The sequence below is a fragment of the Rhodoplanes sp. Z2-YC6860 genome, from assembly GCF_001579845.1.
In the GTDB taxonomy this organism is placed as follows: domain Bacteria; phylum Pseudomonadota; class Alphaproteobacteria; order Rhizobiales; family Xanthobacteraceae; genus Z2-YC6860.
On record NZ_CP007440.1, the window covers coordinates 929,453 to 951,157 of the forward strand.

21 protein-coding genes are annotated in these 21,705 nt (G+C 64.4%); 16 read left to right on the forward strand and 5 right to left on the reverse strand.

All coding sequences use genetic code 11. The features are described 5' to 3' along the window. The first annotated feature begins 20 nt into the window (after positions 1-20). The 10 genes from RHPLAN_RS04300 to RHPLAN_RS04345 all read left to right on the forward strand — a co-directional run bounded on the left by RHPLAN_RS04300 (position 21) and on the right by RHPLAN_RS04345 (position 9,815). Entirely contained in the window at positions 21-551 is a 531-nt protein-coding gene (locus tag RHPLAN_RS04300; protein ID WP_068014137.1) for a cupin domain-containing protein, read from the forward strand. 89 nt (positions 552-640) lie between these two features. Continuing rightward, positions 641-1,591 carry a VOC family protein gene (locus RHPLAN_RS04305; RefSeq protein ID WP_068014138.1) on the forward strand — a complete coding sequence of 317 codons (951 nt, stop codon included), beginning with the start codon at positions 641-643 and terminating at the stop codon, positions 1,589-1,591. An 11-nt stretch (positions 1,592-1,602) separates the two neighbouring features. Continuing rightward, entirely contained in the window at positions 1,603-1,968 is a 366-nt protein-coding gene (locus tag RHPLAN_RS04310) for a hypothetical protein (protein WP_068014139.1), read from the forward strand. A 22-nt stretch (positions 1,969-1,990) separates the two neighbouring features. Continuing rightward, on the forward strand, positions 1,991-2,749 hold the full coding sequence (locus tag RHPLAN_RS04315) for an SDR family oxidoreductase (RefSeq protein WP_068014141.1): 759 nt from the start codon (positions 1,991-1,993) through the stop codon (positions 2,747-2,749). Positions 2,750-2,760: 11 nt separating this feature from the next. Further along, entirely contained in the window at positions 2,761-3,888 is a 1,128-nt protein-coding gene (locus tag RHPLAN_RS04320; RefSeq protein WP_068014143.1) for an FAD-dependent monooxygenase, read from the forward strand. A 39-nt stretch (positions 3,889-3,927) separates the two neighbouring features. Next, a complete protein-coding gene (locus RHPLAN_RS04325; RefSeq protein WP_198164707.1) occupies positions 3,928-4,911 on the forward strand; it encodes a Bug family tripartite tricarboxylate transporter substrate binding protein in 984 nt (327 codons plus the stop codon). Positions 4,912-4,935: 24 nt separating this feature from the next. Beyond that, positions 4,936-5,853 (forward strand): LysR family transcriptional regulator, encoded by a 918-nt coding sequence (locus RHPLAN_RS04330; protein WP_084244285.1) that lies wholly within the window; start codon positions 4,936-4,938, stop codon positions 5,851-5,853. A gap of 152 nt (positions 5,854-6,005) precedes the next feature. Beyond that, positions 6,006-6,449 carry a (2Fe-2S)-binding protein gene (locus tag RHPLAN_RS04335; protein WP_068014145.1) on the forward strand — a complete coding sequence of 148 codons (444 nt, stop codon included), beginning with the start codon at positions 6,006-6,008 and terminating at the stop codon, positions 6,447-6,449. Continuing rightward, the gene (locus RHPLAN_RS04340) at positions 6,430-8,664 is read left to right on the forward strand and encodes a xanthine dehydrogenase family protein molybdopterin-binding subunit (RefSeq protein ID WP_198164708.1); all 2,235 of its coding nucleotides are present in this window, start codon (positions 6,430-6,432) and stop codon (positions 8,662-8,664) included. Before RHPLAN_RS04335 ends, RHPLAN_RS04340 begins: the two co-directional genes overlap by 20 nt. 152 nt (positions 8,665-8,816) lie before the next feature. Beyond that, on the forward strand, positions 8,817-9,815 hold the full coding sequence (locus RHPLAN_RS04345) for a substrate-binding domain-containing protein (protein WP_157100054.1): 999 nt from the start codon (positions 8,817-8,819) through the stop codon (positions 9,813-9,815). A 24-nt stretch (positions 9,816-9,839) separates the two neighbouring features. Here the strand turns inward: RHPLAN_RS04345 and RHPLAN_RS04350 are convergent, their stop codons facing one another. After that, the gene (locus RHPLAN_RS04350; protein ID WP_068014150.1) at positions 9,840-10,973 is read right to left on the reverse strand and encodes an FAD-dependent monooxygenase; all 1,134 of its coding nucleotides are present in this window, start codon (positions 10,971-10,973) and stop codon (positions 9,840-9,842) included. A 250-nt stretch (positions 10,974-11,223) separates the two neighbouring features. On the opposite strand from RHPLAN_RS04350, the gene RHPLAN_RS04355 reads away from it, so the two are divergent. Together RHPLAN_RS04355 and RHPLAN_RS04360 are read left to right on the forward strand one after the other, a co-directional pair. Further along, the gene (locus tag RHPLAN_RS04355) at positions 11,224-11,661 is read left to right on the forward strand and encodes a MarR family winged helix-turn-helix transcriptional regulator (protein WP_068014151.1); all 438 of its coding nucleotides are present in this window, start codon (positions 11,224-11,226) and stop codon (positions 11,659-11,661) included. Positions 11,662-11,915: 254 nt separating this feature from the next. Continuing rightward, the gene (locus RHPLAN_RS04360; protein WP_084244287.1) at positions 11,916-12,890 is read left to right on the forward strand and encodes a Bug family tripartite tricarboxylate transporter substrate binding protein; all 975 of its coding nucleotides are present in this window, start codon (positions 11,916-11,918) and stop codon (positions 12,888-12,890) included. 168 nt (positions 12,891-13,058) lie between these two features. Here the strand turns inward: RHPLAN_RS04360 and RHPLAN_RS04365 are convergent, their stop codons facing one another. Together RHPLAN_RS04365 and RHPLAN_RS04370 are read right to left on the reverse strand one after the other, a co-directional pair. Next, positions 13,059-13,412 (reverse strand): MarR family winged helix-turn-helix transcriptional regulator, encoded by a 354-nt coding sequence (locus RHPLAN_RS04365; protein ID WP_198164709.1) that lies wholly within the window; start codon positions 13,410-13,412, stop codon positions 13,059-13,061. Between the two features lie 131 nt (positions 13,413-13,543). Beyond that, entirely contained in the window at positions 13,544-14,524 is a 981-nt protein-coding gene (locus tag RHPLAN_RS04370) for a Bug family tripartite tricarboxylate transporter substrate binding protein (RefSeq protein WP_068014158.1), read from the reverse strand. 162 nt (positions 14,525-14,686) lie between these two features. Here RHPLAN_RS04370 and RHPLAN_RS04375 point away from each other — a divergent pair, with 162 nt between their 5' ends. The 3 genes from RHPLAN_RS04375 (at position 14,687) to RHPLAN_RS04385 (ending at position 18,526) form a co-directional block, all read left to right on the forward strand. Beyond that, positions 14,687-16,036: an LLM class flavin-dependent oxidoreductase gene (locus RHPLAN_RS04375; protein ID WP_068014160.1), complete on the forward strand. Its 1,350-nt coding sequence runs from the start codon at positions 14,687-14,689 to the stop codon at positions 16,034-16,036. Positions 16,037-16,353: 317 nt separating this feature from the next. Beyond that, a complete protein-coding gene (gene fahA / locus RHPLAN_RS04380; protein WP_068030593.1) occupies positions 16,354-17,664 on the forward strand; it encodes a fumarylacetoacetase in 1,311 nt (436 codons plus the stop codon). A gap of 88 nt (positions 17,665-17,752) precedes the next feature. Then, on the forward strand, positions 17,753-18,526 hold the full coding sequence (locus tag RHPLAN_RS04385; RefSeq protein ID WP_237180047.1) for an SDR family NAD(P)-dependent oxidoreductase: 774 nt from the start codon (positions 17,753-17,755) through the stop codon (positions 18,524-18,526). 148 nt (positions 18,527-18,674) lie between these two features. On the opposite strand, the gene RHPLAN_RS04390 is transcribed toward RHPLAN_RS04385, so the two are convergent. Beyond that, the gene (locus tag RHPLAN_RS04390; protein WP_084244293.1) at positions 18,675-19,973 is read right to left on the reverse strand and encodes a DUF2778 domain-containing protein; all 1,299 of its coding nucleotides are present in this window, start codon (positions 19,971-19,973) and stop codon (positions 18,675-18,677) included. 432 nt (positions 19,974-20,405) lie between these two features. On the opposite strand from RHPLAN_RS04390, the gene RHPLAN_RS04395 reads away from it, so the two are divergent. After that, positions 20,406-21,227 carry a flagellin N-terminal helical domain-containing protein gene (locus RHPLAN_RS04395; protein WP_068014168.1) on the forward strand — a complete coding sequence of 274 codons (822 nt, stop codon included), beginning with the start codon at positions 20,406-20,408 and terminating at the stop codon, positions 21,225-21,227. A 59-nt stretch (positions 21,228-21,286) separates the two neighbouring features. Here the strand turns inward: RHPLAN_RS04395 and RHPLAN_RS04400 are convergent, their stop codons facing one another. Continuing rightward, positions 21,287-21,643: a hypothetical protein gene (locus RHPLAN_RS04400; protein ID WP_068014170.1), complete on the reverse strand. Its 357-nt coding sequence runs from the start codon at positions 21,641-21,643 to the stop codon at positions 21,287-21,289. Between the last annotated feature and the right edge of the window lie 62 nt (positions 21,644-21,705).

Consider the following 21,705-nt stretch of genomic DNA (forward strand, 5'->3'; position numbering starts at 1 on the left):
AACATCAACAGGAGAGACACATGGACGACGTCACCCGGACCAAGGGCCATTCCTGGGATCGGCCCAATGGTGCAAGCTTCGAGAAGTGGATGAACAGCCGCGTCGCGCGCGTGGCCGAGCGCAGCTATGACTGGAACGCGCTCAAGTTCCAGGCCGACTACGATCCCAAGTATCGCCGCGCGCAGAAGCGCTTCATCGGCACGGGCGGCACCGGCGTCGCCACCGATTCCAACGTTATCCCGGCCGAGAACTTCACGCTCTCCAACATGATCCTGCCGCCCGGCGCCGAAGGGCCGATGCATCTGCATGTCGATGCTGAGGAGGTGTTCTTCGTGCTGCGCGGCAAGGTCAAAGTGATGACCGAGAAGGACGGCGAGAAGTGGGAGGCCGTGCTTGGCGAGCGCGACTGCGTTTCGATCCCGCCCGGCGTCTATCGCGGCGAGATCAACGTCGGCGAGGAGGAAGCGGTCATGATGGTGATGATCGGGTCCCCGAAGCCAGTGACGCCGACCTATCCGCCGGAGCATCCGCTGGCCAAGGTCAAGCGCTAAGCCCGACCGGTCGACCGTCAACGAGTTTGCTGCCGCGTGGCGCGCGCCGGGACGTCCGGCGCCGCCGAGGATGAAGGGATTTGGTTGTCATGTCCGTGACCGGTATTGATGCCGTGGTGTTCGGCGTCGGCGATATGTCCGAGGCCAAGCGGTTTCTCGACGATTGGGGGGTGACGCCGGTCTCGGCCACCAGCGATCGCTTGGTCTACCGCACCCGAAACGGGGCGGAGGTCATCGTCCGTCCCAAGGATGCCGCGGACCTTCCGTCGGCCATCGAAAGCGGTAACACGGTGCGCGAGATCGTCTGGGGCGCGGCCGACGCCGCGGCTCTCGAAGAGACGCTGAAGCCGTTGCGGTCGTTGCCGAGCTTTCGCACCGGCGCGGATGGAATGGCGCGGGTCACCGATCCGAACGGTCTCTCGCTGGCGTTCCGCGTCACCAAGCGCTCGGAGGTCGACGTCAAGCCGACGCCGTCCAACGCACCGGGCTCGCATCAGCGGATCAATCAGCGCTCGCCGGTCCATCAGCGCGCCAATCCGATCAACATCGGACATGTGGTCGTGTTCGCGTCGGATTTTGCCGCGATGCGCGCGTTCTACACGGACACGCTGGGTTTCGCGATCAGCGACGAGTATCCGGGGCATGGTGTCTTCACGCGCTGCAAGCGGGTCGGCGAGCACCACAACCTGTTCATGCTCAACCGGCCCGGCAAGCCCGGCATCAACCATGTGGCATTCACGCTCGCCGACATCCACGAGGTGATCGGCGGTGGCATCGCGATGAGCAAGAAGGGCTGGAAGACCGAGATCGGTCCGGGCCGCCATCCGATTTCGTCGGCCTACTTCTGGTATTTCGAGAATCCGCTGTCCGCGCCGCTCGAATACTATGCGGATGAGGATTTCTGCACCGAGGAGTGGAAGCCCGGCTCGCACGAGCGCAAGCCCGAGTTGTTCGCCGAATGGGCCATCGTCGGCGGCATCGACGGGACCACGCGCCGCCAGGTTCGCTCGGTCGATCAAAGCGGGCGCGGTCATGCCTAGCGGAACGGGCCATGCGTCCTGAGATCCGGCGCATCATTGCGGTCGAGGCGCATCGGCGGCGCACCGGACAATGTCCGGTGCGCGTGCATTCCTTGGGCACCGGCGAAACCTTCGAAATCCGACCGACGGTGGATGGCTTCGTTGACGAGGCTTCGAACCTTGCCGTGCGCATTTCCAACGAGCGCATCCTGATTCCGGATGCGAACGCAGCCGTCGATTTGAAGCTGACTGGAGACATCGCCTTCGAGGGCTTCGACAACGACAGCCAGGAAACATTCACCGGACGCGCCGGCGGCGGCGCTTCAGTCACAATATACGACGCCGCCACCGTCGACTTCTTTCAGTACGCGGTCGCAACGCCGACCATGCAGGTTTAGAGCAGCAGGAAGGGGGGGCCGCGTGATCGTAGAGAGTCGATTTTCCGGCAAGCGCATCGTGGTCACCGGCGCGGGTCGGGGGCTCGGATTTGCGTTCGCCGAGCGGCTGGGCCGCGAGGGCGCGAGCATCATCATCGCTGAGATCGACGACGCGCTCGGCACCGATGCGGAGCGCAAGCTGAAGGGGCAGGGGATCGACGCCCGCTTCGTGCGAACCGATATCTCGTCCGAAACATCCGTTGAAGCAATGGCCAAGATCGCAAGTTGCGATTGCGATGGCATCCACGGCCTGGTGACGAACGCCGCCTGGGCCAACAATGTCGGCGGCAAGAGCTACACCGACATCCCGCCGGACGTTTTCGATCGCATGCTGGCGATCAACGTGCGCGGCACCTGGCTGACCATTCGGGCGATCGGGCCGCGGATGAAGGATGGCGGAGCCATCGTCACCGTGTCCTCCGACACGATCTACTGGGGCGCGCCGCGACTGCTGCATTACGTGACCAGCAAGTCGGCGATCGTTGGCATGACCCGGTCGCTGGCGCGCGAATTGGGTGACCGCATGGTGCGGGTCAACTGCCTGTTGCCGGGCCTCACCATGGGCGAGGCCACCAAGGACATTCCCGAGGACCGCTGGAACGACTACGCCGGACGGCAAATCCTCAAGCGAAAGCAGATGCCCGGCGACCTCGATGGGGTGGTCGCCTTCCTGCTCTCGGACGACGCCAAATTCATCACGGGGCAGACGCTCGCCGTCGACGGCGGCTTCTCGCTCCACTGAGCGGTGCAACGATGGGATTGAAAATCGGTATCAACGGCGGCGGTGTCGGCGGTATGGCTGCCGCCATCGCGCTTCGGCAGGCGGGTCATGACGTGCTGGTGTTCGAGCAGGCCAGTTCGTTCGCGCGCGTCGGCGCCGACATCAATCTCACGCCCAATTCGGTGCGGGCACTTGCCGGGCTTGGCGTGGTCGCGGCGTTGGAGCAAACGGCGGCGCGTCCGACCCATCGCATCAGCCGGATGTGGGACAGCGGTCAGGAGACCTCGCGGCTCGAGATGGCGGACACCGCGCAGCAGCGCTATGGCGCGCCGCAATTGACCATCCATCGGGCCGATCTGATTCATGCCCTGAAGGAGAAGCTTCCCGCCGACGTGATCCGGCTCGGCCGCCGCGTCGTCGCGATCGGCCTCGATCACGACAAGCCCTCGGTGTCGTTTGCCGACGGCAGCCGAGAAACGGTCGACGTGCTGGTCGGCGCCGACGGCATCCATTCGCCGACGCGAACCGCCCTGTTCGGGCCGGAGCATCCGCAGTTCACGGGGCTGGTCTCGTACCGCAGCGTGGTCGACAGCTCCCGTCTTTCGATCCCGAACATGGAGGCGTTCACCAAATGGTGGGGGCCCACGCCGGATCTGCAGATCGTGACGTTTCCGCTCAACCGGGGCCGCGAAACCTTCGTGTTCTCCACCACCCCGCAGAAAGACTGGCTCCACGAATCCTGGACCATGGCCGGTGACGTCAACGAACTGCGAGCGGCATATGTGAACTTCCATCCGGAAGCGCGCGCATTGCTGGATGCCTGCACCGAAGTCGTGAAGTCGGCGCTCTATGTGCGCGATCCGTTGCCGCGTTGGTCTAGCGGTTGCATCACCTTGCTGGGCGATGCCTGCCACCCGATGACTCCGTTCATGGCGCAGGGGGCGGCGATGGCCATTGAGGACGCTGTGGTGTTGGGCCGAGCGATGACGGGTGTCGGCTTCGACGGCGTGAAAGCGGCGTTGGCGCGGTACGAACATGCTCGGCGCGATCGGACGGCGCGCGTCCAGCTCGGTTCGCGCGGCAACGAATGGCTGAAAGAAGGCGGCAATGCCGACTGGGTTTACGCTTATGACGCGTGGTCGGAGCCGCTGGTCGCCTGACAGGGGCGCCTGCATGGCGCAAAGACGATGGAGCAGGTCATGCAAGTTCGCGGGTTGACGATTCTGGCTAGCGCGATGCTGGCGATTGCACTCACGGCGGCGCCAGCGGCGGCGCAGGATGTGCCCGCGGCATTTCCCAAGAAGCCGCTGACGCTGGTGGTGCCGTTCACGGCGGGAGGACCAGTCGATGTTCTGGGCCGTCTGCTGGCGCAGGCCTACCAGGAGCGCACCGGCCAGCCCGCCACCGTCGAGAACAAGACCGGCGGAGCGGGCAATATCGGGATTGATGCGGTCCGCAAGGGGCCGGCGGACGGCACCAACATGCTGCTGATTCCGGCCGGCAACCTGACCATCAATCCCACGTTGATGAAAAACCTGGCGTTCGACGTCGAGCGCGATTTCACCGCGGTGACGTTGCTCGCGACCGCACCCAACATCATCGTGGCCTCGCACAAGTCGGGCATCACCGATCTCGCTTCGCTGATCGCCAAGGGCAAGTCGAGGGAGGTGACCTACGGCTCGCCCGGCGTGGGCAGCCAGCTTCATCTGGCCATGGAGCTGCTGCGGGTGAAGACGGGCGCGAACCTCATCCATGTGCCTTACAAAGGCTCGTCGCAGGCGCTCAACGATGTGCTGGGCGACCATGTCGACCTGCTGGCGACGAACCTCACGGCGGCGCTCGCGGCGATCCAGGCCGGCACCGTTGTCCCCGTCGCGATGACCACCGCGCAACGCAGCGCGCTCGTCCCCCAGGTTCCGACGCTGGCGGAAGCCGGCGTGACCGGCATCGACGTCACATCGTGGTACGGCCTGCTGGTGCCCAAGGCGGTTCCTGAGGCTGTGACGCAGGCGATCTTCGACGTCACGCGCGAGACGATGGCGACTCCGGCTTTGCGCTCTAAGCTGGAGGCGCAGGGCCTTACGGTGATGACCGAACCGCCCGCGGTCTTCAGCGAGCGCATCCGCCGTGAAACGGCGTTGTGGGCTGACGTGATCAAACAGCGTAACATTCAGCTGCAATAGGTTGCCGGGCGCCGGGGCTTTGCCATGGACCGCCTCACGAGCATGCACGTGTTCGCGAAGATCGTCGCGAGCGGCAGCTTCGCGGCCGCGGCGCGCCAGGCGCAGTTGTCGCCGACCGTCGTCAGCAAGCACGTCCAGGCGCTCGAAAGCTGGCTCGGTGCGCGGCTCCTCAATCGATCGACGCGGCGCGTCGCCCTGACTGAAGCGGGCGAAGCCTTCTACGAGCGCTGCACGCGCATTCTCTCCGAGGTCGAGGATGCGACCGGAGCCGCCAGCGCTTTGCAGACCACGCTGCGCGGGCGGCTGCGGGTCAGTGCGCCGGGGCTGTTCGGGGTCGAGCAGGTCACGCCCGCGGCGGTTTCGTTCATGGCGAAGCACCCGGACGTCAGCGTCCGCCTCGATCTCAACGATCGCTACGTCGACGTGCTCGGCGAGGGCTATGACCTCGCGGTGATCGTCAGCCATCTGCCGGACTCGAGTCTCATCGCGCGCCGCCTGGCGCCGATCCGGTTCGTGACCTGCGCGGCGCCGTCCTACCTCGAGCGCCGTGGCACGCCGCAGCATCCCTCCGAGCTGCGCTTCCACGATTGCCTGCAATACAACGGCTTTCTCTGGCCCCGGAACGAATGGCGGTTCGTTGCGGCGAATGGCGATCCGGTGACGACGCAGCTTTCGCCGCGCTTCGCCTCGGCCACTTTGGCGTTGCGGATCGCGGTCCTTCAGGGTGCGGGCGTGCTGCTGTGTCCGACCTATGCGGTCGGTGCGGATCTCGCCGCCGGACGCCTCGTCCCGATCCTGACCGAGTTTTCGATTCCCGAACTGACCGCCTACGCGGTGCATGCGCAGGGCCGTCATCGTTCTGCCAAGCTGGGCAGCTTTATCGATCTGCTGGTGGCCCGCTTCGGACCGAACCCGCCGTGGGACCGGTGGCGCGACGCCTGATGGCGCCGCCCGAGGCGTCGGAGCGATTATCCACGATTTGGAAGCTCAGTCTGTCCGACTTGCCATATTGTTCGCGGCCCCGGCCCACCTGATCATCTGCCCCTGCAGTCAGCCGCGTCATCCGTGCGCGGCCATGACGATCAGGAGGGCGAATGCAATTCCATCTCAACGATCGGCCGGTCGATTTCGACGGCGATCCGCAGACCCCGCTGCTGTGGGTGATCCGCGACTGGGCGCAACTGACAGGAACCAAATACGGCTGCGGGATCGCCGCCTGCGGCGCCTGCACGGTGCATGTCGATGGCGCGCCGACCCGCTCCTGCATGCTGCCGGTCGGCAATATCGCCAACCGAAGGATCACGACCATCGAGGGGTTGTCGAAGGATCGGTCGCATCCGGTGCAGAAAGCCTGGATCGAGAAGGATGTGCCGCAGTGCGGCTACTGCCAGTCCGGCATGATCATGGCCGCGGCTGCGCTGCTGAAGGAGCATCCCAAGCCGACCGACGCCCAGATCGACGTGGCCATGACCAACCTCTGTCGCTGCGCCACCTACCATCGCATCAGGGAGGCGATCCATGCAGCCGCGAATGTTTGACCTCGGCGATCGCTCCGGGGCGGCCGGCGGCGGGACCAGCCGTCGCGGTTTCCTCAAGGGCGTGGCGCTTGCCACCGGTGCCCTCGTGATCCCGGTTTCGCTCGTGCAGCGCGCCGCCGCTGCGGCGCAGCCGAGCTATGAGATCACGGACTGGATTCGTCTCGAGCCGAGCGGCCGCACCATCATCGGGGTGTCGCAGTGCGAGGTGGGGCAGGGCGTCTACACCGGCCTGCCGCAGATCGTCGCCGACGAGCTCGACGCGGACTGGGCGTCGGTGAGCGTCGAATTCGTCACGGGGCGGGACGCGTACCGGACTGCCGCCGCCAACGAAGAGCTGCAGCAGTTCGTCGGCGCGTCGATGTCGGCGACCATGTTCCATGACCGGCTGCGGATCGCGGGCGCGCAAGCGCGCGAAGCGCTGGTGCAGGCTGCGGCCGCGCGGTTCAAGGCTCGCGTGACCCAGTGCGAGGCGAAACAGGGGCGTGTCACGCACCTGCCGACCGGCCGTTCGCTCGCCTATGGCGAGCTCGCCGCGGATGCCGCGAAGCTTCCGCTCAATCCGAAGCCGCAGCTCAAGGCACCGTCGCAGCGGCAGCTGATCGGGCAGAACCTGCGTCGCCTCGATACGCCGTCCAAGGTCGACGGCAGCGCCATCTTCGGCATCGATGTGCGCGTGCCCGACATGCTGTTCGGTGCGGTCCGCATGGCGCCGACCCAGACCGGCAAGGTCCTTGCGGTTAAAAACGAGGCCGCGATCCGCGCGCGGCCCGGCATCAAGGCCGTGGTCACGGCGCCGTTCTGGCCGCGGCCCGCCCACAACACGGTGATCGTCGTCGCCGACAGCTATTGGGCCGCCAAGCAGGCCGCAGATGCGCTGGAGATCGATTTCGACGAGGGCGCGTCCGCAGGCCTCGACAGCCGCAAGATCATGGATCAGCGCCTCGCCGCGCTTGATGACGACAAAGCGGTGGTGGCGACGCAGGTCGGCAATGCTGACGCGATGCTCGCCGCCGCCGGCGACAACATGATCGAGGCGCGCTACCACACGCCGTATCTGGTTCACGCCACCATGGAGCCGGTGGTCGCGACCGCGCATGTGCGCGACGGCGAGATCGAGGTCTGGGGCCCGATCCAGGGCCAGGACATGGTGCGCCGGACGCTCGGCCGATACTTCAACATGGCGCCCGACAAGGTGATCGTGAACACCACGTTCCTCGGCGGCAGCTTCGGCCGCAAATACGTGCCGGACTTCGTGCTGCATGCCGCCGTCGCCTCGAAGGCGGTCGGGCGTCCGGTCAAGGTGATCCGCTCGCGCGAGGACGACGTCCGTCACGGCTACTATCGCCCCTGCGCGTCGGCGCGGTTCCGCGCGGTGCTTGGGGCCGACGGATATCCCACAGCCCTGCACGCGCGCGTCGTCGGTGAATCGCTCTACGCCATGATCAAGCCGAAGGCGATGGAGGCCGCCGGCGGATGGGACGAGACGATGCTCGATTCGATCTACGATCTCGCCTATGCGGTGCCGAACCTGACCGTCGATAATGTCAACGTGAAGCAGCCGATCCCGGTCAGCTTCATGCGCAGCGTCGGCAGCACCTCCGCGGTGTTTTTTCTGGAGAGCTTCATCAACGAACTCGCCGACGCGGCGAACAGCGATCCGTATCTCTATCGGCGGCACCTGCTCGCTCACGATCCGTATGCGATCGCGGTGCTCGACCGGGTGGTGGAGGCGGCTGGATGGAGCAAGGCCGCGCCGGCGGGCATCCACCGCGGATTCGCGTTCAACCTCTACACCGGTCGCGGCGGCGCGTTCAAAACCTACGTGGCCCAGGTCGTCGAGGTCGAAATGGTCAAGGGGCGCGTTGCGGTGCGACGCGTCGTCTGTGCGGTCGATACCGGAACGGTGATCAATCCGGGGCTCGTCAAGGCCAACATCGAGGGCGGCATCGGCTTCGCGCTCACCAACACGCTCAAGAGTGAAATCACCTTCGCCAACGGGGCCGTGGAGCAGAGCAATTTCCACGACTATCCGCTGCTCGGCATTTCAGAGATGCCGCGCATCGAGGTGGTGCTCGTGAACAGCGATCGCCCGCCGCAAGGTTGTGGCGAAGTGGCGCTCGCGCCGGTCGCGCCGGCGGTCGCCCAGGCGGTTTATCGGGCAACCAAGACGCGGCTGCGCGCGATGCCGTTCACGCAGGACGTGAGGCCGGGCTGACCGCGCGGGGCCAGCGCGTCATCGGCACCGCCGGCAGGAAGTTGACTTTGGCAACTCCGGTTCAATAAGGTCGCGCCCGACCGCGTTGGCGGGCCTGCGCAGGCGGGCGCGCGGCTTCGCTGGGCCGCTGCGACGCGGCAGGGCATGGACCGATGACCAAATTGAATTTGTCCTTCTGTACGGGTCCGTACGATCGGATGGCGGCGCTGTTCGACGGCCGCGTTGCGATCGACGGCGTCGAGCTGACGACGATGCCGGTGCAGCACCCGATGGAGGTGTTTGCGCGGATGCTTCGCAATGACGAATTCGACATCTCGGAGATGTCGCTCTCGCATTGTTTTTTCCTGCGGCAGAGAGGCACCGCGCGGTTCGTGACCATTCCGGTCTTTCCGTCGAAGATGTTCCGGCATTCCTGCATCTTCGTGAACCGGAATGCCGTCAGGGCGCCGGGCGACCTGGAGGGGAAGCGCATCGGCGTACAGGGATTCCAGATGACGGCCGCCGTATGGATCCGCGGAATCCTGCGCGACGAATACGATGTACCGCTGTCGGACGTCGAATGGATCGAAGGCGGCGTGAACGAAAGAGGCGTGGCGGGCGGGGACGCGACGAGCTTGCATCCGCCTGGACTGAAGATCACGCATGCCGGTCACCAGACGACGCTGAGCGACATGCTGGCGCGGGGTGAAATAGACGCCCTCATCGGCGCGATCACGCCAGCCTCGCTGCGCACCAGTCCGGAGGTCGTGCGCCTGTTTCCGGACTACCATCGTGTCGAGCGCGCCTATTTCGAGAAAACCGGCATTTTCCCCATCATGCACGGTCTGGTGCTTCGCGAGGCGCTGTATCGGGAGCACCGTTGGCTCGCCAACAACATCTACAAGGCGTGTGAAGGGTCGAAGGCCATCGCGCTGGAGCAGGCGCGATTTTCAGGCGCCCTGCAGTTCATGCTGCCTTGGCTCGCCGAGCATCTGGAGGAAATCCAGGACGTGTTCGGAGGCGACCCATGGGCTTACGGAATCGAACCGAACCGGAAGGCACTTGAAGCGTTCGGCCGATATCTCGTTACCGACGGACTCCTCCAGAAGCCGATGTCGCCCGACGAGGTGTTCGTGCCGATCGACGGGCTGATGGCGAAGCCGAGCCGCTGAGGAACAGGTGGCGGCGCGGCCGGATCAGTGGGTTTCAGTCTTCAACTCCGCCTTCCAAGCGTCATAGCCGTAGACCCAGTCGGCGTTCGCGTCGGCCCGGAGCCAGTCATTATTGCTCGAAGCGTTTTGGATGAGGCTGGCTCGCGGTCTCCGCACGGCTTCGTACGCCAAAAATGCCGCTGGTACATCTGCGGCCTCCGCCAGGCAACGGGACAGGATCGCCGCGTCCTCAAGGGCCATGGCGCCGCCTTGGGCCATGAACGGCACCATCGGATGACACGCGTCGCCCAGCAGCGCGACCCGGCCGCGGACCCAACGGTCGAGCGGCGGCCGGACGTACAGGGCGGTCTTGAAGGGCGCATCGCACGCCGCGAAGACGGATTGCGCTTCGGCATGGTAGCCGGCGAAGGCCCTGCGCAGAGCATCGATGTCGCATTCGGCCGACCATGATTCGCGCGATGGTTCGGGCTCGCGAACGGTCGCGAACATGAACATCTCCCGCCCCTGGTTGACCGCCGCCGTCACGAGCTGGCTGCTGGTGTCCGGTCCCCACCATTTGACGAACGAATTCCACTCGTAAGTGCCGAGGCGCTCACGCGGAAAAATTGCGCGGTAAGCTGCCATCCCTGTATAGATCGACTCATCGTCACCGAACATGATGTGCCGAACGGTCGAATGGATGCCGTCCGCCGCGACGACCGCATCGAAGCTCGATCGCGATCCGTGTTGAAACTGCAGGTGAACCTGGTGCTCATCTTGATCAACGGACGTCAGCCTAGTGCCGAGCTGCACCGATGCCGGCGGCAATGCCGCCTCGAGCGCGGAAAGCAGATCCGCCCGGTGAACGATCAGCTGCGGCGAACCGTATTTCCGTTCGGCAAGAGGCCCCATCTCCATGCGAGAGGTGACGGCGCCGGTGTCCCACGACCGGCTGACCCGGTACTCCGGGCTGAACGCGCTGTTGCGGAGGGCTGCTCCGGGCCCGAGCCAGTCCAGAATCCTGACCGCGTTCGGCGTGAGGTTGATCGCCGCCCCGACGCGTTTGAATGCAGAAGCCTGTTCGAAGATCCGGACGCTCGCGCCGATCCGGTCGAGGGCGATCGCGGCCGCCATCCCGCCAATTCCGGCGCCGATGATCGCAATATTGGGCTGTTTCATGCGTCGTCCCGCTGCGTGGAAACATTGATGATCCCAATCAGTTGATAAAGTCAACCCGCTGCGGGGCTACCGCAAGTCAGCTCCGTGTCCCCCACCGCTTTCATCGACGGCCGCCATGTCTTCACGAACCATGTCTTCACGAGCCATATCTTCACGATCAGCATCCAGGACGAACAACCGTCCGGCAAAGGCCGCGCGGCACCAGCAAGCCGGCGCCGAGGTCGCCGGTCTTTCGCTTGGCGGCAAGCTCATGACGCTCGCCAACCTCATGAGGCGGATCACGGCCTCGCGCTTTCAGCGGCTCTTTGCGATCTCGCTTGTCGAAGGCTGGATCGTGTCCCACCTCGGTGTCGGAGGGCCGATGTCACTGGACGCGCTCGCAGCACGCTGCGGACTTGCCAAGAGCCAGATGAGCCGCGGTGTCAGCGATATGGTCAGACGCAAGCTCGTGCAGCGCAGACGCAACCCGGACAACCGGAACGAAGTGATTTTGACGCTGACGCCCGACGGACGAGAGATATTCACTCAGATCAAGAAGCTCTGGCCGCGGTACAACACCCTTCTCCTGGCCGGGCTGAGCGCGTCCGACACCGCAACGCTGGCCCGCATCGTCGATCCGATGATCGAAAACTCGCACCGCAACCTGGAGGCCGAGCGGTTGCTGGCAGGCGGGGAGGACGAGTCCTAGCCGCCGCTCCGAGAGCGACCGGAGGCGCGGCAGGGCGGGTTGCGTGTGGCAACGCGTGCAGGTCCGCGACAGCGTGTAGCGATTGACAAAGTCAACTCCAATGCTAACGCTATGCTCTTGAGGATACGGCTCGTTCATATGTGAACGGCAGGCGGCGCAGATGTTGGTTGGGGAGCCTGGTGTGTTGCGCGCAAGGTCTGCCTCCTGTTCCGGCAGTTGACGCCCTTCCAGATCGCACGAAACAAGAGGGTCGAATGAACAGGTGCATGCCATGGGTCTGCCTCGCGCTGCTGATGTCAGCGGTGGTCGCAGGCCCTGCAGTTGCGCAAAAATATCCGGACCAGAATGTCCGATTGATCGTGCCTTTTCCCGCGGGCGGCGGCGTTGACGTGGTGGCGCGGGTCCTCGCCACCAAGCTCACGGAACAGTTCAACCGGCCGGTGCTGGTCGAGAACCGCCCGGGTGCCGGCGGCAACGTCGGCGCCGCCGTGGTGGCGAGCGCGCCGCCGGACGGACACACGATCCTGATCACCGTGGGTGCCATCGCCAGCAGCGTGTCGCTGTACAAGAAGCTGAACTACGATCCCATCAGGGATCTCGCTCCGGTCATGCAATTGGCCGACACCCAGCTTCCGCTCGCGGGCTCGTACAAGTATCCGGCCGCCACGATTCAGGACGTGATCGCAGAAGCCAAAGCCCACCCCGGCGTTTTGAACTACGGCTCGAGCGGCGTCGGAGCGCCGCTGCACATCCTGGCGGAGACCTTCAAGCACGCGGCCGGAATAGAGATCGCGCACATCCCTTACCGCGGCGATGCGCCCATGCTGTCCGCATTGATCAGCGGCGATGTCCAGCTCGGGTTCATGCCGTTGAGCACCGGCGTGCCGCAGATCAAAGAAAAGATCATTCGCGGGCTCGCGATCACCGGTCGCAAGCGGCTTGCGTCGCTGCCTGAACTGCCGACGTTTCTTGAACTGGGGTTGACCGGTCTCGAAACCGGCTCGTGGTACGGGGTCTTCGTGCGCGCAGGCACGCCACCCGATGTCATCGACACCATCCAGCGGGCGGTGACGGCAGCGTTGGCCCTGCCCGACGTGCGTGATCGGATGTTGGCGGTGGGCCTGGAGCCGATCAGCACCACTCCCGCCGAATTTGACGCCTTCTTCAAATCCGAAATCGCACGCTTCGCCAAGCTGGTCGAGGCGGCAAAAATCCCAAAGTTGGACTAGGGCAAAGCGCTGCTGCAAAGACGTAAAACTGCTCGATGCGCTGTAGCGAATACATTCACCAAGTGACGATTTGTGAGGAAGCAGCTGACGTTTGCGCGTGCCTACGACGTCGATTTCGGCGACAGGATCGTACCCCGGGCGGGCATGGCGCCGCTGTAAGGCGCTGCCTTAGAGGCGCAAGATCTTGCGCATCAGACGGATCAATTCCTTCTGTTCCTGTGCTGTCAGGTCCTGCACCAGGAGCCGGCGCGCCTTGCGCGTCACGGCGCCGAGCTTGCGGTTGAGCAGTGTTCCGGGTTTGGTCAGGAAGAGAATGCGCGCGCGGCCGTCCGCGGGCGCGGTCGCGCGCTTGAGCAGTCCGCGCGTCTCCAGCCGGCCGACCACGTTGCCGGTCGTGGCACGATCGAGCGCAATGATTTCGGCCAGTGTCTTTTGATCGATACCCGGCTGGTTACCGACGACGAGCAGGACGCTCGCCTGCACCGGCGTGACTTCGTAGTCACTGGCCACGTCGGCGAACAATCGCCAGGCGCGTTGTTGGACCCGCCAGATCAAATGGCCCGGCCTCTGACCCATTTCTAGCGGGTCGGCGGGATTGGCATATTTGAGGCGCCCCCTCGGAGCACTGCTGGGTTTGCGGGGCAATCGGGCCTCTATTTCGATTTCAGATCCAGCGCCTTGACGATCGGCTCCAGGTCTTGGCCGAGCTTGCGCACGACAGCCAGCGCTTCCTGTGCGTCGATTGGCGAGGCGTCGAAGCCGAGCTCGTGCAGCCGCGCCCGGGTGGCGCCGTCGCCGACGATCTTCTTCAACTCCGTGGACAGCGTGGTGATCGTGTCCTTCGGCGTGTTGGCCGGTGCGAACAGCATGAAATGCGAGCTGCCGTCGAGCGCCGATAGACCCTGTTCAGCGCTGCTTGGGACATCGGGGGCGAGCGGCGACCGCTCGGCCTGCATCACGGCGAGGGCTTTCAGCTTGCCCTCACGAACGAGCGGCATCGAGTTGGCTGCGGCCGTGCTGCCGAACGTGACCCGGCCGGTCATCAGGTCGCCCATGAAGTCGGGCGCGCCGCGGTAAAACACCGAATCGAATTTGGCGCCGCTCACCCGGGCGAGCTCCACCACCGCCAGATGAGGCGACAGCCCGAGCCCTGCGGTCGCATATGACAGTCCGCCCTTTTCCTTGCTCAGCGCCACGAGGTCCTTGAGGTTCTTGAGCGGGCTCGAAGCCGACGTCAGGATCAGCGACGGCGATTTTCCGACTCCGCCGATCGGCACCAGATCTTTGTCCGGATCGTAGCCAAGGTCGCTGAAGATATACTTGTAGCTCAGGATCGCGGCGACGTTGACGCCGAGCGTGCAGCCGTCAGGTGCGGACTTCGCCACCACCGCGGTGCCGATGTTGCCGGTGGCGCCGACCTTGTTCTCGATCACGATGGTCTTCTTGAGCGCCTTGCCGAGCGGATCGGCGACCACGCGTGCGGTGAGGTCGGAGGCCCCGCCTGCCGAAAACGGCACGATGATCTTGATCTGCGGGCAGGGTGGCGCATCGGCGAAAGCGCCGGCGCTTCCCAAGCACACTCCCAGGAACACTTCCATGCACACTGCGGCGATGGCCGTACCGATCCGCATCATGATGTTCCCCCAGGATGAAGCCTGCGTACAGATAGTATGGATAGATATTACTTTCGATGGCAAGCCGGGTGACGCAGTGTCGCGCGCGGCTTGTTGGCGCCGTGGCCATATGATATGTATACATATTATCATCCGCGAGCGTTTCGAAATACGGGGCGCGTCATGGCTTCTCCCAGACAGATCAAGCTCGGAATGTTCCTGCGGCCCGCGGGCCATCACATCGCTGCCTGGCGACATCCAGAGTCTCAGGCCGACGCCGGCTGGAACTTCTCGCGTTATATGGAGCTTGCGCAGACCGCCGAGCGCGGCCTGTTCGACATGCTGTTTCTCGCCGACACGTCAGGCGTGCCGACCGACGACATGGAGAATGCGCGTCATCTCGCCTATGTCGCCTGGATCGAGCCGTTCACCACCATGGCGGCCCTGGCGACGGCCACCAAGCGGATCGGGCTGGTCTGCACCTCGTCGACGAGCTTCGAGACGCCGTTCGGCATCGCCCGCAAATTCGCTTCGCTTGATCTGGTCAGCCGCGGCCGGGCCGGCTGGAATCTCATCACGTCGGCCAATCCGCTGGAATGGCGCAACTTCGGCGCCGAGCCGCAGGGCGCTCCCGCCAAGCGTTATGCCCGGGCGCGGGAGTTCGCCGGCGTGGTCGAGGGACTGTGGGACAGCTGGGACGACGATGCGTTTCTCGTCGATCGGAAGTCCGGCGTCTTCTTCGATCCGGAGAAATTGCATGCGCTCGATCACAAGGGCGAGCACTTCCAGGTTCGCGGCCCGCTCAATGTTTCGCGTTCGCCGCAGGGCCGGCCCGTGCTGGTCCAGGCCGGCGCGTCCGATGAGGGCCGCAGCCTCGCGGCCGAGACCGCCGACGTGATCTTCGCGGCGGCCCCGACGCTCGAGGTCGGCCGCGAGTTCTACGCGGACGTGAAGGCCCGCGTCGCACGTTGCGGCCGCAATCCGGATCATGTGCTGATCATGCCCGGCTTCCAGGTCATGCTCGGCAGTAGTGAGCAGGAGGCGCGCGACCGGTTCGAGTTTCTGCAAAACCTGATCCCGGATGCGCTCGGTGTGCGGCACCTGTCGACCTACATCGGCGTCGAACTGTCCGGCTATCCGGTCGATGGGCCGCTGCCCGACCTGCCGCTGACCAACCTCAACGTCAGCCGCACCGAAATGCTATTCAAGCTGGCTCGCCGCGAGAACCTGACCATCCGGCAGCTCTATCAGCGGATCGCCGGCGGCCGCGGACACTTTCAGACCTTCGGCACCGCGAAGCAGGTCGCCGACATGATGGAGGAGTGGACGATGGCCGGCGCCGCCGACGGCTTCAACTACATGGCGCCGCTGTTCCCCGGCCAGCTCGAGGAGTTCATTGCGGGCGTGATCCCCGAATTGCAGCGTCGCGGGCTCTACCGCACGCGTTACGAGGCCGACACGCTGCGTGGCAATCTTGGCCTGCCGCGGCCCGCGAGCCGCCACACGCATTCGCCCGTTGCCGCCACCGCGTAGGCCCGGGCCTGGTATTGTTTCAGACTTGATGAATTGGCCACGGGAACCCCAGGTCCGTACTCAATAAGGATTCCGGCGCGGTCTGAGTTGTGATTCAAGGCTCCTGATTTGGAAGACGCCTTGATGAGGAAACGGCTCTATTGGCTGAGCGATGCCGAGTGGAAGCGTCTGTCGACCTCCTTGCAGAATGCACTGATGCATCGGCTGATGCTATAATGCGGTTGGCTTTCACGCGATCGTGTGACAGAGCCGTTCCATGTGTCGTGTGTGTCGTGTCAAAAGTGTTTCCGATTTTCGCTGCAATCGGCGGAGGGCCCGTGGCCGAAATTGAGCTCGACGAAACGCACGATCCGGCGCGCAGGAGCTGGGTCGAGACGGCCAACCGTCCGGATGGCGAATTTCCCATCCAGAACCTGCCGTACGGCGTGTTTCGCCGCAACGGCAGCGACCGCAAGCAGATCGGTGTGGCGATCGGCGAAGCGGTCCTGGACGTCGCCGGGCTTGCGTCACGACTCGGGGAGACCATCGCGGGTGCGGCCGATTTCCTTTCGGCGCCTTCGCTCGCGCCGCTCATGGCGCAGCCGTCGGCCACGTGGACTGCATTGCGTCAGACCCTCGGCAGGATGCTCGAAGCAGGATCTGGTTCGCGCGGCGCATGCGAGCCGTATCTGCTGCCGGCCAACGACGTGGAGCTTGCAATGCCGGTCCGGCCCGGCAGCTTCAGCGACTTCTTCGCCTCGATCCAGCACGCGACCAACGCCGGCAGCCTGTTTCGCCCGACGTCGCCGCTCATGCCGAACTACAAGCATGTCCCGATCGCCTATAACGGCCGGGCCTCGACGATCGGCGTCGGCGGGGACATCCGCCGTCCGAACGGGCAGCGCAAGCTTCCCGACCGCGATGCGCCGGACTTCGGCCCGAGCCGCCGCCTCGACTACGAGATGGAGCTCGGGATTTTTCTCGGCGGCAACACGCGCATCGGTCAGCCGGTCCCGATCGCGCAGGCGTGGCAGCACATCTTTGGCGTCTGCCTGCTCAACGACTGGTCCGCGCGCGACATTCAGGCCTGGGAGTATCAGCCGCTCGGACCCTTCCTGGGCAAGAGCTTCGCGACCAGCATCTCACCGTGGATCGTCACGGCCGACGCGTTGCGGCCGTTCCGGGTGCGGCCGCGGGCCCGCACGGCCGAAGACCCTGGCCTGCTGCCGTATCTGAACGATCCCGCCGACCGGGAGGCGGGCGCATTGGCGGTGGACGTCGAGACCTGGGTGCGGAGCGAAAGCATGGCGGCGCGCGGTCTGCCGCCGGTGAGATTTGGCGCGGCCTCGACCGCCGATCTGTTCTGGACGCCCGCGCAGATGGTCGCGCACCAGACCAGCAACGGCTGCAACATCGAGGCTGGCGACCTTTATGGCAGCGGCACTGTTTCAGGCAACAGCAGGGACAGCCTCGGCAGCCTGCTGGAGATCACGCGCGGCGGCAGCGAGCCGATCGCTTTGTCCGAGGGACTGACGCGGACATTCCTTGAAGACGGCGACGAGGTCATCATGACCGCGCATTGCCGCCGCACGGGATTTGCCTCGATCGGCTTCGGCCGATGCCGCGGTAAGGTGCTCGCATCCATCTAGGGATGAGCCCGCTCCCTGTCCCTTTTAAGGGTGACAGAAAGGGGGGCGGTGTTTCGGCTAACGTCCACAGATCAACGGAGACGATACGGTGGTGCAGATCCGGGCCGGGGGCCAAGGGCCATACATGCTGGAAGGCCGCGTGGCGGTCGTCACGGGCGGCAGCGGCGGCATCGGCGCAGCGACCGCGAAGCGTCTTGCTGCGGCCGGCGCCAGCGTTGTGGTCGGCTACAACAACGGCCGCGACCGGGCCGAGGCGCTCCTGAAGGAGCTTGGCGGGAAGGGGCATCTCGCGCTGCGTATCCCGATGGAGGACAGTTCCGCGATCGTCGCCGCGGCCGATGCGGTGCGGGACAAGTTCGGTCGCGCCGACGTGCTGATCAATTCCGCCGGTGTCACGCGGGCGGTGGCCCATGCCGATCTCGACGGTATGGACGATGCGACCTTCGACCGAATTCTGATCACCAATGTGCGCGGTCCGTTTTCGACGATCCGGTCGTTCGCAAAACTTCTCCGCGCAGGCGGCGACAGCATCGTGGTCAATCTGTCGTCGATCTCGGGAACCACCGGTCTCGGCAGCAGCATCGCTTATTGCGCGTCGAAAGCCGCATTGGACACGATGAGCCTTTCGCTCGCCCGGGTGCTTGGGCCTGAGGTGCGGGTTCTGACGGTTTCGCCTGCGGCCGTTGCCACCGACTTCGTGCCCGGCCGCGGACGCGAGGGTGTCGAAAAGCAGGCCGCGACGACGCCGCTCAAGATCGTCGCCGAGGCCGACGATGTCGCGCTGGCGATCATCGCGGGCATCACGCATCTGCGTCTCACGACCGGAAGCACGATCGTCGTCGACAGCGGCCGTCATCTCTGACGCCCTATCCAGAGGCCGAACGCATGATTGCGGACGAGTCGCAGGGCCGTCGTGTCGCTGCGACGGTGAAGGCGGCCGAGGAGCTGGATGTTGGTGCGCGGTCTCGACGCCGGCGATCGCGGCAAGCGCTCAGGTCGGATCGAACAATCTAAGTTCCTGAGCCGCGATCGAAGACTTTGGCGATGCTCTTGAAGTTCTTGATCGCCCGATCCATCCATCCGGAGCCGGCGGCAACCGTCGAGCTCGGCGGATTTTCCAAGCGCTCCACCACCACCAGGCGATCGATGTCGCCTTTCAGAAATGCACTGAGGAACGCAGGATAGTTGGCCAGCGACACGCATCCATTGGAGTCGCCGTTTGGACCGAGCAAGTAGTGGTGGGCAAGGATGCCATCACGTCCGAACATGTTCCCTTCGCCGACAGGGATCAGCCGGAGGGCCCGGACGCCATGAAAGAGGCTCTCACGTAACGTCAGCCGATAAGTGTTGGGTGGCGTTGGGCCTTGGTTCTTGATGCCCACATATTGTGGATCGTCGATGTAATCGCCGAGGCCGGAATGTGCTTCGAGTTTTTGTCCGTCGGGGAGATACACCACCTTCGCGCTGATATCGTAGATGGCCGTCCGGTTTTTATCGTCGGGCAACGAAGACAAAGAGGCCAGCCGGACTTTACCGTCACGAGCGGCATTGTTTGCGGTTGCGCTTGCGGGCAATCGTGGCGCTCGCGCCGCCGAAGCGCTTGAGCCACCGTTCGCCGGGCCAGCGATCGACGTCTCCGGAAGCGTCGAACGGGGCAGCTCAAATTCGGTAACCGCCCTGTTCTGGGACAGGTACAAGCCCGTCCTTACAGCATTGAGAGAGGCAAGCCGCAGCGCGCTGCCAAAGCGTTCCCCGAAAGAGGCTGAGGGTTCATGCGCCGAAAACCGCTCTGCAAAAATCGAAGACGGCGCTTCTTCTGATGCGGAGTCCGGGAGGATTTCAGGCGTCTCGATCGCCGTGAGCGAGGCGACATTCGTGGACCCTCGCAGCCCAAGGGTGTCCCGATAGGTCTGATTGTCGAAATACCGTTCTTCGATGATCGAGAGGTTCAACCGTTTCGGTTGCGGGCCGTTCTCGAGATGACCGGGGGCATAGACGGCGACGGATTTGACCACCAGCGCCAGTGTCAACGCCGTGACAGCAGCAGAAGCGGACCAAATTCCGGCGTGAAGCAAGACCGCCCCCCATGTCCCCGTCGACGCATGGATCGATGTTTGATCCCAGACAATAAAGAAAGCCGCAGAATGCGGCAACAATCGTTCCAAAGAAGAATTGTGGCGGCTGGCCGCAGAAATCGGGTGAAATCCCGCGTTACAGGCTGTTTTGGCCGCCTGCGAAGCACAAAACGGGCGAGCAGGACCCCGCCGTGAACGCGGCGGCGCTGCGGACGGTGCCCGCCAAATCGGCATTCTCAGCTCTCGTTCTGAGATGAAGTTCGGACGCTCGCCGGGATCAGTGCGCTGCGATACCGCCCGTCGCGTTAGGAGGTTTCGACGGACCGTTGGACTTGCCGCAGTTCGATTCACAGCGCGACGTGGTTAACGCTGGGATCGATGGAACCAGACGGTGATGCATCTTGAAGAGCGCGTCCTGTGCATTAACCACAGAAGCGCACGGAATCGCGTGAGCATTTGCAGCGCCGCGTGCCGTTAAGATTGCAGCAGCCATCTTTCTTCATCCGCCGGTCACGCAGTTTCGACAGCGATTTTTAACCGAGAAATTCGTCGGAATTCGTTAGCCATTTTTTTTAGGAGGGCATTACGGCCCGCCGCGGATGATCGCCCCCGACCCAGTAAGGGTCAGGGACCACACTGTGTGGGGACTAGTAGGAGCATTCCCAAATGAGTGATATCGTTCTTTCGGCTGGCGTTCGCGCGAACCTTCTGCAGCTGCAGAAGACGGCGGACCTGGTCACCTCGACCCAAAACAAGCTCGCCACCGGCAAGCGCGTCAACAGCGCTCTCGACAATCCGGTCAACTACTTCACAGCGCAGGGCCTGCAGAACCGCGCCGGCGACTTGAGCAACCTGCTCGACTCGATGTCCAGCGCCTTCAACACCATCCAGGCCGCCAACAACGGCATCACCTCGATCACCAAGCTGGTGCAGTCCGCTCAGGCGCTCGTGTCTCAGGCACAGCAGACCTCAGACACCACCGTGCGTGCGAACCTCGCCTCGCAGTTTGGCACGATCCAGAGCCAGATCGACCAGCTCGCGTCCGACTCGGGCTTCAACGGCATCAACCTGCTCAACAAAAACAGCAGCACGGACCTCACGGTCACGCTGAACGAGACCGGCACCTCGAGCGTCACGATCGCGGCCGTGGACTTCTCGTCGAACGGTCTGTCGATCAACAACGCGACCAACAACTGGAGCACCAGCGCCGACATCACGGCGGCTTCGACCGAGCTGACCAGCGCGCTGACCACGCTGCGTTCGCAGTCGCAGGCGTTCGGCTCGAACCTGTCGACCGTGCAGATCCGCCAGGACTTCACCAAGGCGATGGTCAACACGCTGCAGACCGGCGCCGACAGCCTGACGCTCGCCGACTCCAACGAAGAAGGTGCGAACCTTCTGGCGTTGCAGACTCGGCAGCAGCTGTCGACCACCGCTCTGTCGCTCGCCTCGCAGGCGAGCCAGGCCGTGCTCCGTCTGTTCGGCTAATAGAATCGCAGAGTTGGAGAACAGCGGCACGAAAGTGCCGCTGTTTTTCTTTGCGCGGATCAGTTTGCGGTCTTGCTCCCCGGCGCCGTGGCTGCCGAGGTCGAAGCGGCCGGCGGGTTGGCGGGCTTGAGCACGCCGGCCTGGGTCAGCGCCACACCGACCTGCTGCATGCGGTTGATGAGCTCGACGGCGGCGGCCGGCGTCAGCACCAGCCGCTCCGCCGGATAGCGCCGGCCCGTGACAGGCGTGTTCGGCTTCACTTCGTCCAGCCGGGTGATGCCGAATTCGATTCGCAGCGACTGGCCATCGAAATAGACGTTGTTGATGGAGTCCGCGAAGGTCTCGGCCATGTCCGGCTGATCGACGTAGCGGATCGTCGCCGTCTGGCTCTGTTTGGTGTCGCCCTGTTCCGCCATGCCGGTTCTCCTCTGATGAACTGCCGAGACTGCCCAAGGTCGGCGGAAATATAGACTATTCG